This window comes from Paraburkholderia sp. BL6665CI2N2 (assembly GCF_004366535.1).
Classification (GTDB): Bacteria; Pseudomonadota; Gammaproteobacteria; order Burkholderiales; family Burkholderiaceae; genus Paraburkholderia.
In genome coordinates this window covers 7,920,828-7,933,721 of the sequence record NZ_SORC01000001.1, presented here as the reverse complement: position 1 = coordinate 7,933,721, position 12,894 = coordinate 7,920,828, and the positions used below count along the sequence as shown (strand labels likewise).

Genomic DNA, 12,894 nt, shown 5'->3' with positions numbered 1-12,894 from the left:
AAAACATGCAGCAAATCCGATCTTTTTGACCGCTCCCCACGCGGAAATGACCCCTGATCGATTGCTGGACACGTGACTGCCGTGCGGCGCTCGCCACGTATCTTTGCTTGTCCAAAAAGAACGTGAACGTAGTGGAGACACATCATGGCGGAAGCAGACAACGTCCCCTATGGGCGCAAGACTCAGCACGCGCCGGCCCTCAAGGAAGTGCACATCATCTGGATTACCGCGGGCCTCGGCTGCGACGGCGATTCGGTATCCATCACCGCGGCCACCCAACCGAGTATCGAGGACGTGATTCTCGGCGCGATTCCCGGCTTGCCGAAGGTCCATCTCCACAATCCCGTACTGGCGTACGAAAACGGCGACGAGTTTCTCAAGCCGTTTCATCAGGCGGCGCGTGGCGAACTGGATAACTTCGTGCTGGTGATGGAAGGCTCGATTCCCAATGAGCGTATCAATCGCGAGGGCTATTGGGCCGCCCTGGGCACCGACCCTGACACGGGCGACCCGATCACGATTCCGCAATGGCTCGACCGGCTCGCGCCGCGCGCGCTGGCGGTGGTCGGCGCGGGAACCTGCGCGACGTATGGCGGCATTCACGCGATGCAAGGCAACCCCACCGGCTGTATGGGCCTCGCCGATTATCTCGGCTGGGACTGGAAGTCGAAAGCAGGCCTGCCGATCGTCAACGTGCCGGGCTGTCCGGTGCAGCCGGATAATTTCATGGAGACGCTGCTGTATCTGCTGTATCAGCTCGCGGGCCTCGCACCCATGATTCCACTCGACGACGCATTGCGGCCGAAGTGGTTGTTCACGCGCACCGTGCACGACGGGTGCGACCGGGCCGGTTCGTACGAGCAGGCGATCTTCGCGACCGAATACGGCAGCCCGAATTGCATCGTCAAGCTCGGTTGCTGGGGACCGGTCGTGCAATGCAACGTGCCCAAACGCGGCTGGATGGCGGGCATAGGCGGCTGTCCGAACGTGGGCGGCATCTGCATCGGCTGCACGATGCCGGGCTTTCCTGACAAGTTCATGCCGTTCATGGACGAGCCGCCCGGCGCGGTGCTGTCGTCGAATCTGATCAGGAGCTATGGCCCGCTGATCCGCAGCTTGCGCAAACTGACCAGAAACACGCTCAACGATGAGCCGAAATGGCGTCACAACCGTTCGGAACTCACCACCGGTTACCGTCGCTGAGCAGGCGGATTTCGCGCAGCCAGTGTCGTCAGCATAGTCAGCAGGAGAAGGTCATGGCCGTCAGCACCGCACCTGAAGCGACCAGCACCACCCAGGCAGCGCCGGGCAAGCTGGTCGAAATGAACTGGGATCCGATTACGCGGATCGTCGGCAGTCTGGGGATTTACACCAAGATCGATTTTGCGAACCGTCGGGTGGCGGAATGCTACAGCACGTCGTCGATCTTTCGCGGCTATAGCATTTTCATGAAGGGCAAGGACCCGCGCGACGCGCATTTCATTACGAGCCGGATCTGCGGCATTTGCGGCGACAATCACGCGACCTGCTCGGTCTACGCGCAGAACATGGCCTACGGCGTGAAGCCGCCGATGATCGCCGAGTGGATCGTCAACCTCGGCGAAGCGGCCGAATACATGTTCGACCACAACATCTTCCAGGACAACCTGGTGGGCGTGGACTTCTGCGAGACGATGGTCAAGGAAACGAATCCGGGCGTGTGGGCCAAGGCGCAAAAAACACCCGCTCCGCATGCGGACAAGCACGGCTATAAAACCATCGCGGAGATCATGACCGCGCTCAATCCGTTTACCGGCGAGTTCTACCGCGAGACGCTGATGGTGAGCCGCTACACGCGCGAAATGTTCTGCCTGATGGAAGGGCGCCACGTGCATCCGTCGACGCTATATCCCGGCGGTGTGGGCACCGTGCCGACCATTCAGCTCTTCACCGACTACATCACGCGCCTGATGAAATACGTGGAGTTCATGAAGAAGGTCGTGCCGCTGCACGACGATCTGTTCGACTTCTTCTACGAGGCATTACCCGGTTATGAAGAAGTGGGCCGGCGCCGTGTTCTGCTCGGCTGCTGGGGCTCGTTCCAGGACCCGAACGTGTGCGACTACAACTACAACACCATGACGCAATGGGGTCGCGGCATGTTCGTCACGCCGGGCGTGGTGGTGGACGGAGAACTGGTCACGACCGATCTCGTCGACATCAACCTGAACATTCGCATTCTGCTCGGCAGTTCCTATTACGACGACTGGGATCACGAAGAAACCTTCGTGAAGAACGACCCGCTCGGCAATCCAGTGGACCGCAAGCATCCGTGGAATCAGACCACGCTGCCGCATCCGCAGAAGCGCAAATTCGACGGCAACTATACGTGGGTAATGTCGCCGCGCTGGCTCGACAAGCGCACGGGCGACCACCTCGCGCTCGATACCGGCGGCGGTCCGATTGCGCGACTGTGGTCCACGGCGTTGGCGGGACTGGTGGATATCGGCTATATCAAGGCGACCGGTCACAGCGTGAAGATCTATTTGCCGAAGACCGCGCTCAAGCCCGAGGTCGAATTCGAATGGAAGATTCCGAAGTGGAGCAATGCGCTCGAACGCGATCGCGCCCGGACGTATTTTCAGGCTTATTCGGCAGCCGCGGCGCTGTATTTCGCCGAGCAGGCGCTCGCCGAATTGCACGCGGGCCGCACCCGCACGTTCAGCGACTTCACGGTGCCGGAAGAAGGGCTCGGCTGCGGCTTCCATGAGGCGGTGCGCGGCGTGCTCTCGCATCACCTGGTGATCCGCGAGGGCAAGATCGCCAACTACCATCCGTATCCGCCCACGCCATGGAACGCCAATCCGCGCGATATCTACGGCACGCCCGGACCTTATGAAGACGCCGTGCAGAACACGCCGATCTTCGAAGAGAACGGCCCTGACAAGTTCAAGGGCATCGACATCATGCGCGCGGTGCGCAGCTTCGATCCATGCCTGCCGTGCGGCGTGCATATGTACGTGGGCAACGGCAAGACCATCGACACCTCGCACTCGCCGACCTTCGGTGTGATGCAGGGAGCGCATACGTGAGCACCCAGACGAGCGACCAAAGCCCGGTCGCCGCCCAGCAACGCCGCATCGAGGAACTGATTGCGGCGCTGGAGACGCTCGACGATCCGGCGGCGCGCGAGAGCGCTCAGGAACTGCTGCAGGTGGTGCTCGATCTGCATGCGAACGGGCTCGCGCGTCTGCTGGAAATCGTTTCGTCCGTCGGGGCGATGGACGACGCCATGCTCGAAGCATTCGAACGCGACGCCGGCGTATCGGCGCTGCTGCTGTTGCACGGTTTGCATCCGCAAGACCTGCCGACGCGCGTGTCGCGAGCGGTGGAGAAGATGCGGCCGTTGCTCGGCGTGCAGGGCATCCAGATCGAATTGCTCGACGCCGCCGAAGAAGCGGTACGCGTGAAAGTGGCCGGGCGTCTGCAAGGCAAGCACAATTCGATCGGCGAATTGCGGCAGGAAATCGAGCTTGCGATTTTCGAAGCCGCGCCGGAGGCGACGCGTGTCGACATTGCGGGTTTGCAGGACGTCAACGTGCATGAACTGCGCTTCATGCCTAATACGCGCACTGAGACGCAAACCAGGGTAGCCGGCCGGACCGAGGCCGGCGCGCAATGACGTCCGCCGTCGCCACGACGCGCGGCTGGGTCGCGGCCGTGCGCCATTTCGTGCGCAAAGCCGACGACACGCACTGCGAGTTGTGCGGCGCGCTGCTGCTGGCCGACCATCCTCATCTGTTCGAGATTGCCAAACGGCAACTGCATTGCTGCTGCCGTGCCTGCGCATTGTTGTTCGGCAATCAGCAGAACGCGCGCTATCGTCCGGTGCCGCGCGACGCGCGTTATCTCGACGGCTTTCGCATGAGCGACGCGCAGTGGGACGCGCTGGCGATTCCCATCGACATGGCTTTCTTCTTTTACGACAGTTCGGCGCAACATATCGTCGCGCTGTATCCCGGACCGGCGGGCGGCACGCAGTCGCTGCTGGATCTGCAGGCGTGGACCGAACTCGTTGCCGACAACCCGTGGCTCGCGCAACTGGAGCCCGACGTCGAAGCGCTGCTCGTGAACCGCAGCGAAGGCGCGCGCGAGTATTACCGTGTGCCGATCGACCAATGTTATGCGCTGACCGGCGTGATTCGCGCGCGATGGCGCGGCGTCTCGGGCGGCCGGCAGGCCTGGGAAGCGATCCATCGTTTCTTCGCCGCGTTGAAGACTCATGGCCGCGTACCGGAGGGCTTGCTTCATGCCTGATCTCGCATTCACCGTCGAGTCGGCGGAAGTGGTGCCGTTTGCGGTGGCGCCGCTGCTGATGTTCAAGCTGCATATCGTCGATACGGCGGCTGACCCGTCGGCGCAGCTCGAGATCGCCAGCATCATGCTGCAATGCCAGATCCAGATCGAGGCCGCGAAACGTCGCTACGCACCCTCCGAGCAGTACGGGCTCGAAGACCTGTTCGGTATTCCGCCGCGCTGGGGCGATACGTTACGCACGATGCTGTGGACGCATGCGTCGGCGGTCGCGCCACCGTTCACCGGCGAATGCACGCTCGATCTGACCGTACCGTGCAGCTACGACTTCAATGTCGCCGCCACCAAATACTTTCACGGTCTGGAAGAGGGCGAGATTCCGCTGATGCTGCAGTTCAGCGGCACCGTGTTCTATCGCGAGCCCGACGGCGCATTGCAGGCCGCGCCGATTCCATGGCACAAGGAGGCAGCGTACCGTCTTCCGGTGGCGTTATGGCGCGACATGATGGCTCGCTATTACCCGAACGGCGCGTGGCTATGCCTGCATCGTGACGTGTTCGATCGCCTCTCCCGTTTTAAAACCCGTGGCGGTCTGACGAGTTGGGAGCAGGCGGTGACGAGTCTGCTCGACAAGCTCGAGGAGGACATATCGTGAACGCGGTCGAGAGCGTGGTGCAGGCGGTGCTGTACGAAGGCTACATGCTGTATCCGTACCGGCCGACTTCGGTGAAGAACCGGCAACGCTGGACCTTCGGCGGCGTTTATCCGCGCGCCTATGCGGAGGTATCCGGCAGCGATCCGTGGGTGACGCAAAGCGAGTGTCTGCTGCGCGGCGGCGAGCACGCGCGCGTGGCCGTGCGGCCCGGCTTTTTGCAGGTGATCGAGCGGACGGTGCTGGACGTCTCGGAGAGCGCCGCGGTGCGGCCGGAGTCGGGCGAGCCGGCATGGCGCACGGTATCCCGGCTCGATATCGACGAACAGCGCTACACGCCGTGGCAGGAAGCGGCGGAACGGCATCTCGCGCTGCCCGTGCTGGTGCTCGGCGAGTTGCTGAACGCCCCACGTGAGATTCCCTTTTCATTCGATGCCGGCCATGAACTCGAACCGCTGGCGGACTGGCATGGCACGCTGCGTGGCGCGTTGCGCCGCACGCGTGCGGCGCTGCAAGGGCGCGTCGAAATCAGTGCGGCGAGGGTGGCGGCGGGCGTCTATCGGCTGAAGGTGCGCATCGTCAATGAAACGCCGCTCGAGCAGGCGCGCAACCTCACGCGCGATGCCGCGTCGCTGTATGCACTGGTCTCGTGCCATACCGTGCTGAGCATCGAGCGCGGCACATGGATCTCGTCGATCGATCCGCCCGACGACCTCGCGGCGGCCTCGGCCGCGTGCCGCAATATCGGCGTGTGGCCGGTGCTGGTCGGCGATGAACAGCGGCCCGACACCATGCTCGCCTCGCCGATCATCCTCTACGATTTCCCGCAGATCGCGCCCGAAAGCGCAGGCGATCTGTTCGACGCTACGGAGATCGACGAGATTCTCACGCTGCGCATTCTCACCATGACCGACGATGAAAAGCGCGAAATGGTCGCCACCGACGAGCGCGCTCGCGCCTTGCTCGCGCGCACCGAAGGTCTGGGCGCCGAGCAGATGCAGAAGCTGCACGGCACCTTGCGGCAGGTGCGCGCGCTCGATGCGGCGAGCGTGGACGCGCCGGTTTCTCCGGCACGGAGCGCCGTGCCGGCTTCGCCGTGGGCCGAACTCGATGCGCGACCGCATCTTGCCTGCGTGCGGGTCGCGGGCGTGGAGATTCGCATCGGCGATCAGGTGCGTCTGCGCCCGCGCGGCCGCGCGGACATCTTCGATATCGCGCTGAGCGGCATGGTCGCGACGATCGAATCGATCGAGCGCGATTTCGACGACCACGTGCACGTTGCCGTGACCATCGACGACGATCCGGGCAAGGACTTCGGCGTGCAGCGCATGCCGGGCCACCGGTTCTTCTTCGGGCCGGACGAAATCGAGCCGCTCGGCCAGGCCGCCGGCGCACGGCGGGGGCTCGTATGAGCGCGATTCTGGTGGCCGGCATCGGCAACGTGTTTCTCGGCGACGACGGCTTCGGCGTCGAAGTGGTGCGCCGTTTGCAGCAACAGTTGGCCGCAGGCGACTTGCCGGGATTCGCGGCGGACGTGGACGTCGCGGACTTCGGCATTCGCGGCGTCGATCTGTGTTACGCGCTGCTCGACGGCGTGGACAGCGCGATCCTGATCGACGCCACGCAGCGCGGCGGCGCGCCGGGCACGCTGTACGTGATCGAGCCGTCCATCGACGAGTCGGACGGTACAGCGAGCGAAGATCCGTACGCGCTGCCGATCCTGATGTCGCCGCATGAGATGGACCCCGCCAAGGTATTGCATACCGTGCGCATGCTCGGCGGCTGCTGCGAGGACATTGTCGTGCTCGGCTGCGAGCCGCAGGATTTCGGTTGCGAACAAGGCGAAGAGGGGCGAATGAGTTTGAGCCGCCCCGTGGCGGCTGCGGTGGAACTGGCCGCTGACGTAGTGGTGCGGCTCGTGACGGCGAGGCTCGCGCAGCGCGCCGCGCGCGTGGCCTGATATGCGGGGTGTGCGGACACGTCATGCATACGGCGTGGAATAACTGAAGCGGGAGACATCATGAAAGGTTTTTTCAAGTACCTCTTATTGCCGGCATTGGTGGTGAGCGTGTTGGCAAATATGAAGGACATCAAGCGCTATATCCGAATTCGCAACATGTAGGCGGCGTCGGTCAGGGAGATGGCGATGAGCACGCATGCACAGCCCGCCGGGCAGGGTTCGACGCAGCATCCGGCGGTCGCGGGACCGGTGGGTGAAGAGATCCGCGTGCGCGGGCTGGTGCAGGGCGTCGGCTTCCGGCCGACCGTGTGGCGGCTGGCGCATGCCTGCGGCGTGGTGGGCGACGTGTGCAACGACAGCGACGGCGTGCTGATTCACGCATGGGGCGACGCGTGGATGCTGCAGCGTTTCATCGACAGCCTGAGCGCCGAGTGTCCGCCGCTCGCGCGGATCGACGCGATCGAGCGGCATGAGTTGAACGAGGCGACCGGAGCAAGCGACTTTCGTATCGTGCCGAGCGTGCGCGGCCCGGTGCAAACCGGCGTCACGCCCGATGCGGTCATCTGCGCCGACTGCGCGGCGGATACCGCCGACCCGGCGAACCGCCGCTATCGCTACCCCTTTACGAACTGCACGCACTGCGGCCCCCGGCTGTCGATCGTGCAGGCCATTCCCTACGATCGCGCCAATACGACCATGGCGGCCTTCGTCATGTGCGACGCGTGCCGTGCGGAATACGACGATCCCGCCAACCGGCGCTTTCACGCGCAACCGGTCGCGTGCCCCGCATGCGGCCCGCGTGTCTGGCTGGAGAGCCGCGATGGCGCGCGCGTGCGCGGCGACGATCCGTGCCGCGCGGCAAGCCAGTTGCTGCGGCATGGCGCGATCGTCGCGATCAAGGGCTTAGGCGGTTTTCAACTGGCCTGCCGCGCGAACGATGAAGCCGCGGTCGCGCGTCTGCGGCGGCTGAAACGGCGCGAGCGCAAACCCTTTGCGCTGATGGCGCGCGATCTGCAAGCGGTGCACCGGTATTGCACACCGAATCAAGCCGAATGCGCGCTGCTCGCGAGCGCCGGCGGACCTATCGTGATTCTGTCAGCCGATGGCGCCGAATGCGTCGCGCCGAGTGTTGCACCGGGCGTCGGCACATTGGGCTTCATGCTGCCGACCACGCCGCTGCATCGGCTGCTGATGGAGTCGATCGATTCCGCGCTGGTCGTGACGAGCGGCAACACCAGCGACGAGCCGCCGTGCATCGATAATGCGGACGCCCGCGCGCGTCTCGGCCGTATCGCCGATGTCTTCCTGATGCACGACCGCGACATTTCGCGCCGGGTCGACGATTCGGTCGCGCGCGTGGTGCGGGGAACGGCGCGGATCGTGCGGCGCGCGCGCGGCTATGCGCCGGCGCCGCTGCTGTTGCCTAAAGGTTTCGCCGATACGCCGGCCGTGCTGGCGACGGGCGGCGAACTCAAGAACACCTTCTGCCTTGCGCGAGGTGCGCAGGCGATCGTCTCGCATCACATCGGCGATCTGGAAGACGCGCTGACGTATGCGGACTATCGCCGCGCGGTGGCGCAGTATCTGCGTCTGTTCGAGCATGAGCCGCAGGCAATCGCGCTCGACCTTCATCCTGAGTATCTGTCGCGCAAGATCGGCTACGAGCTCGCGCAAGCCTCGCAGATTCCAGTGGTCGAAGTGCAGCATCATCACGCCCATCTCGCCGCGTGCATGGCCGAAAACGGCGTGCCCTTCGATGCGTCGCCGATGCTAGGCGTCGCGCTCGACGGTCTCGGTTACGGCGACGACGGCACGCTGTGGGGCGGCGAATTCATGCTGGCCGACTATCGCGGCTATACGCGGCTCGGCCGCTTCAAACCGGTGGCGATGCCGGGCGGCACGCGCGCCATCGACGAGCCGTGGCGCAATGCCTACGCGCATCTGCGGGCGGCTTTCGACTGGTACGGATTCACGCGGCACTACAGCGGTCTGGAGATGCAGCAATTCCTGAGCAGCCGCCCGCGCGCGGCGCTCGATTCGATGATCGCGCAGCGCGTGAACAGCCCGCTCGCGAGTTCGGCGGGCCGTTTGTTCGACGCGGTGGCCGCCACGCTCGGCGTGTGCCGTGAGCGCGTGCTTTACGAAGGTCAGGCCGCGATCGAACTGGAGGCGCTGGTCGATCAGCACACACTGCGCAACGACAGCGACGCGCATGCGTATCCGTTCGAGCTGACCAACACCATGCCAGGAGGGTTGCGCTGCATCGAACCCCGGCCAATGTGGGAAGCCTTGCTCGACGATCTGCTGCGCTGCACGCCCGTGCCGGTGATCGCGGCGCGTTTTCACAAGGGCATGGCGATCGCGATCGTGCGCATGGTGGAGTGTCTTGCCGATCTGCTGACGGGCCCGGCCGACACGCGCAGCGTCGCGCTCTCGGGCGGCGTGTTCCAGAACCGCATCCTGTTCGAACAGGTCGCCACGCGCCTCAACGAAGGGGGTTTTCGCGTGCTGACGCATCGCCAGGTGCCGGCTAACGACGGCGGATTGTCGCTCGGGCAGGCGGTGATCGCGGCGGCACGGCCGCGCGACGAGGGTTGATAGTTTGCACGGGGTAGAGGGGAGAGCGACATGTGTCTGGGCATTCCAGGGCAGATCGTCGAAGTGACGGATGCGGCGAACGATCTCGCGCTCGTCAATGTCGGCGGTGTGCGGCGCGTGATCAACATCGCCTTCGTGATCGACGAAGACCGGCCGGCTAGCGCGTGCGTCGGCGAATGGGTGCTGGTGCATGTCGGCTTTGCGATGAGCCGCGTCGACGAGCGGGAGGCGGCGCGCACGCTTGCGCTGCTGCATGAACTGGGCGTCGCGCAGGGCGAGATGGATGAGTTGCGCGGCGCGCCGTGAGCGCGCCGGCACCCGCACACGGAGACCGGTCATGCCCGAACACGAATCGCTGCAAGCGTTGTATCCGTTCCTGCATGGCGCGCATCAGGACGCGGAGCGGCTCGACGCCGCCCTGCTCGAATCGGTGCGTCGCAAGGCGCAGGACAGCGTGGACGCGAAAACGCGTTTCTTCGAGGAAAGCGCGCCCGAGGTCGTGCGCGTGGCTCACGCGATTGCCGATGTGTATCGCCGTGGCGGACGGCTCTTCGCGATGGGCAATGGCGGTTCGAGTTGCGACGCGGCGCATATCGCGGTCGAGTTTCTTCATCCGGTCACGACAGGACGCCCCGCGCTCACCGCCGTCAATCTCGTCGCCGACATGGCCATGTTGACGGCGGTCGGCAACGACGTCGGCTTCAATCATATTTTCGTCCGGCAACTGGTGGCGCAGGCACGGCGCGGCGATGCGCTGATCGGCGTGTCGACGAGCGGCAATTCGGAGAACCTGCTGGCGGCATTCGCGAAGGCGAAAGAGATGGAACTGCTGACCATCGGACTCTCCGGTCACGACGGCGGACGCATGGCCACGAGCGCCGCGCTCGATCATTGCCTCGTGGTGAGAAGCGACAGCATTCATCGCGTGCAGGAGACGCATGTCGCGATTTATCACATTCTGTGGGATCTCGTGCATACGCTGCTCGCCGACGATCGCGGCGGTCTCGGCGCTTCGGCCACGGTTGCTGCGGGAGGCACGCCATGAAATACGTCGATGAGTTTCGCGACCCGGACAAGGCGAAAACGCTCGCGAAAGAAATCCGCGCGCTGGTGTCGCGCATCGAGCGCGCGAAGCAAAGGCCGCTGCAAATCATGGAAGTGTGCGGCGGCCACACTCACACGATTTTCCGCTACGGCATCCAGCAACTGCTGCCCGACACCGTAGAGTTCGTTCACGGTCCCGGCTGTCCCGTGTGCGTGCTGCCGATGGGTCGTGTCGACGATTGTGTCGCGCTGGCGGAGCGTCCGGAAGTGATTTTCACGACATTCGGCGACGCGATGCGCGTGCCCGGTTCGAAGAAAAGCCTGCTCAAGGCGAAAGCCGACGGCGCCGACGTGCGCATGGTCTATTCGCCGCTCGACGCATTGAAGATCGCGCAACTCAATCCGCACCGCGAGGTGATCTTCTTCGGCCTTGGCTTCGAGACGACCATGCCGAGCACCGCGATGACCGTCTTGCGGGCGCATGCGCAAAAGCTCGCGAATTTCTCGCTGTTCTGCAATCACATCACCATCATTCCGACCATCAAGGCGATTCTCGATTCGCCGGACTTGCACCTCGACGGCTTTCTCGGCCCCGGACATGTCAGCATGGTGATCGGCACGCGCCCGTATGACTTCATCGCGCGGCACTATCGCAAGCCGATCACGGTGGCCGGCTTCGAGCCGCTCGACGTGCTGCAGTCGATGTGGATGGTGCTCAGGCAGATCGCGGACGGCCGCTGCGAGGTCGAGAACCAGTATGGACGCATCGTGCCGGAGGATGGCAACGCGCAGGCGCTGTCGGCCGTGGCGCGGGTGTTTGAGACGCGTGAGTTTTTCGAATGGCGTGGACTCGGCTCGATCGATCATTCCGGCGTGCGGATGCGCGAGACATTCGCGGCATTCGACGCCGAGCGCAAGTTCGCGGTGCCGAATCTGAAGATCGCCGATCCGAAAGCCTGTCAATGTGGCGAGGTGCTCAAGGGCGTAATCAAGCCGCATCAATGCAAGGTGTTCGGCACAGCGTGTACGCCCGAGTCGCCGCTCGGCGCGCTGATGGTCTCGAGCGAAGGGGCGTGCGCGGCGTATTACAACTATGGGCGCATCGATACGTCGCGGATCGATGAACGGCGCGCGGCGCGGCAAGCGGCGGCTGAGTTGGCGACTCAGGTAGCGCCGTGTCTCGGCGCGGGCGGCGTGGCCGATGCGGCTGCGGCGATGCTCGCCACCTCCACCGTGCGAGGCGGCCCATGAATGACCGCGCTGCCACCTCGATCAAATCCAGCGCGCCACGCCGCGTGCGGGACGCATCCGTCAATCTCGCGCACGGTGGCGGTGGCCGCGCAATGCGCGATCTGATCGAAGACGTGTTCGTGTCGGCGTTCGACAATCCCACGCTCGCGGCGCTGGAAGATCAGGCCGTCTTCGCGCTCGCCGATCTCGCCGCGCACGGCGACCGGCTTGCCTTTACGACCGATAGCTATGTGGTCGATCCGCTGTTCTTTCCGGGCGGCGACATCGGCACGCTGGCGGTGTCCGGTACGGTGAACGACCTGGCGGTGTGCGGCGCGACGCCTTTATATTTGTCGTGCGCGGTGGTGATCGAAGAGGGATTCTCCGTCGATCTTCTGCGCCGCGTGGCGGCGAGCATGCAGCGTGTCGCGCTCGAAGCCGGCGTCGCGATCGTCACGGGCGACACGAAAGTGGTGGAGCGCGGTTGCGCCGACAAACTGTTCATCAACACCGCGGGAATTGGTGTGGTGCGCCGCGATGTCGCGATCTCGGCGCGCCACGCGCGTCTCGGCGACGTGGTGATCGTCAACGGGTATCTCGGCGATCACGGCGCGGCGATTCTGGTGGCGCGTCAGCAGCTTGCCCTCGAAGCCGACATGGGAAGCGACTGCTGTCCGCTCAACGGCCTGATCGCAGCGATGCTCGACGCGTGCCCGCATATCCACTGTCTGCGCGATGCGACGCGCGGCGGCGTCGCGACCGTGCTCAATGAATTCGCGCAAAGTTCGAACGTGACGATACGGCTCGATGAAGCCGCGCTGCCCTTGCGTGAACAGGTGAAGGGCGCGTGCGAGATTCTCGGCCTGGACCCGCTGTATCTCGCCAATGAAGGCAAGCTGGTGGCCGTCGTGCCGGCCGATGCCGCCGAACGCGTGCTGGCGGCCATGCGCGCGCATCCGCAGGGACGCGAGGCGGCGGTGATCGGCACGGTCGAACGCAGCGAGGCGGAGGCGAGCGGACTTGTCGTCATGCAGACGGTGTTCGGCGGACAACGCATCGTCGATATGCTGGTGGGCGAGCAACTGCCGCGCATCTGCTGAGCGGTCAAAGGGAGCGC

Annotated in this window: 12 protein-coding genes; all 12 read left to right on the top strand. The window is 64.6% G+C overall.

Features of this window, described 5'->3' with window-relative positions; all coding sequences use genetic code 11:
- Window positions 1-144 precede the first annotated feature (144 nt).
- Entirely contained in the window at window positions 145-1,203 is a 1,059-nt protein-coding gene (locus tag B0G81_RS35615) for a hydrogenase expression protein HypE (protein WP_116117091.1), read from the top strand.
- Window positions 1,204-1,256: 53 nt separating this feature from the next.
- Complete coding sequence (locus B0G81_RS35610; RefSeq protein ID WP_134142157.1) at window positions 1,257-3,071, top strand: nickel-dependent hydrogenase large subunit; 1,815 nt, start codon at window positions 1,257-1,259, stop codon at window positions 3,069-3,071.
- Window positions 3,068-3,661, top strand: coding sequence for a NifU family protein (locus B0G81_RS35605; protein ID WP_166679107.1), 594 nt, complete (start codon window positions 3,068-3,070; stop codon window positions 3,659-3,661). The genes B0G81_RS35610 and B0G81_RS35605 overlap by 4 nt, the downstream gene beginning before the upstream one ends.
- Window positions 3,658-4,296 carry a DUF5947 family protein gene (locus B0G81_RS35600; RefSeq protein ID WP_134142149.1) on the top strand — a complete coding sequence of 213 codons (639 nt, stop codon included), beginning with the start codon at window positions 3,658-3,660 and terminating at the stop codon, window positions 4,294-4,296. Before B0G81_RS35605 ends, B0G81_RS35600 begins: the two co-directional genes overlap by 4 nt.
- Window positions 4,289-4,948, top strand: a complete 660-nt coding sequence (locus B0G81_RS35595; protein ID WP_116117087.1) for a DUF6084 family protein — start codon at window positions 4,289-4,291, stop codon at window positions 4,946-4,948. The genes B0G81_RS35600 and B0G81_RS35595 overlap by 8 nt, the downstream gene beginning before the upstream one ends.
- Window positions 4,945-6,357 carry a hypothetical protein gene (locus tag B0G81_RS35590; RefSeq protein ID WP_134142147.1) on the top strand — a complete coding sequence of 471 codons (1,413 nt, stop codon included), beginning with the start codon at window positions 4,945-4,947 and terminating at the stop codon, window positions 6,355-6,357. The genes B0G81_RS35595 and B0G81_RS35590 overlap by 4 nt, the downstream gene beginning before the upstream one ends.
- Window positions 6,354-6,905 carry a hydrogenase maturation protease gene (locus B0G81_RS35585; protein ID WP_134142145.1) on the top strand — a complete coding sequence of 184 codons (552 nt, stop codon included), beginning with the start codon at window positions 6,354-6,356 and terminating at the stop codon, window positions 6,903-6,905. Before B0G81_RS35590 ends, B0G81_RS35585 begins: the two co-directional genes overlap by 4 nt.
- Window positions 6,906-7,091: 186 nt before the next feature.
- A complete protein-coding gene (gene hypF / locus B0G81_RS35580) occupies window positions 7,092-9,503 on the top strand; it encodes a carbamoyltransferase HypF (protein ID WP_134142141.1) in 2,412 nt (803 codons plus the stop codon).
- A gap of 30 nt (window positions 9,504-9,533) precedes the next feature.
- Entirely contained in the window at window positions 9,534-9,809 is a 276-nt protein-coding gene (locus B0G81_RS35575) for a HypC/HybG/HupF family hydrogenase formation chaperone (protein ID WP_116117083.1), read from the top strand.
- Window positions 9,810-9,840: 31 nt separating this feature from the next.
- A complete protein-coding gene (locus B0G81_RS35570) occupies window positions 9,841-10,548 on the top strand; it encodes an SIS domain-containing protein (protein WP_116141571.1) in 708 nt (235 codons plus the stop codon).
- Complete coding sequence (gene hypD, locus B0G81_RS35565) at window positions 10,545-11,798, top strand: hydrogenase formation protein HypD (protein WP_134142137.1); 1,254 nt, start codon at window positions 10,545-10,547, stop codon at window positions 11,796-11,798. The genes B0G81_RS35570 and hypD overlap by 4 nt, the downstream gene beginning before the upstream one ends.
- Window positions 11,795-12,877 (top strand): hydrogenase expression/formation protein HypE, encoded by a 1,083-nt coding sequence (gene hypE, locus B0G81_RS35560; protein WP_134142135.1) that lies wholly within the window; start codon window positions 11,795-11,797, stop codon window positions 12,875-12,877. The genes hypD and hypE overlap by 4 nt, the downstream gene beginning before the upstream one ends.
- Window positions 12,878-12,894: the final 17 nt, after the last annotated feature.

Coding starts and splice junctions, on each gene's coding strand:
- B0G81_RS35615 (WP_116117091.1), top strand. CDS start 145: ATGGCGGAAGCAGACAACGTCCCCTATGGGCGCAAGACTCAGCACGCG.
- B0G81_RS35610 (WP_134142157.1), top strand. CDS start 1,257: ATGGCCGTCAGCACCGCACCTGAAGCGACCAGCACCACCCAGGCAGCG.
- B0G81_RS35600 (WP_134142149.1), top strand. CDS start 3,658: ATGACGTCCGCCGTCGCCACGACGCGCGGCTGGGTCGCGGCCGTGCGC.
- B0G81_RS35595 (WP_116117087.1), top strand. CDS start 4,289: ATGCCTGATCTCGCATTCACCGTCGAGTCGGCGGAAGTGGTGCCGTTT.
- B0G81_RS35585 (WP_134142145.1), top strand. CDS start 6,354: ATGAGCGCGATTCTGGTGGCCGGCATCGGCAACGTGTTTCTCGGCGAC.
- hypF (WP_134142141.1), top strand. CDS start 7,092: ATGAGCACGCATGCACAGCCCGCCGGGCAGGGTTCGACGCAGCATCCG.
- B0G81_RS35575 (WP_116117083.1), top strand. CDS start 9,534: ATGTGTCTGGGCATTCCAGGGCAGATCGTCGAAGTGACGGATGCGGCG.
- B0G81_RS35570 (WP_116141571.1), top strand. CDS start 9,841: ATGCCCGAACACGAATCGCTGCAAGCGTTGTATCCGTTCCTGCATGGC.
- hypD (WP_134142137.1), top strand. CDS start 10,545: ATGAAATACGTCGATGAGTTTCGCGACCCGGACAAGGCGAAAACGCTC.
- hypE (WP_134142135.1), top strand. CDS start 11,795: ATGAATGACCGCGCTGCCACCTCGATCAAATCCAGCGCGCCACGCCGC.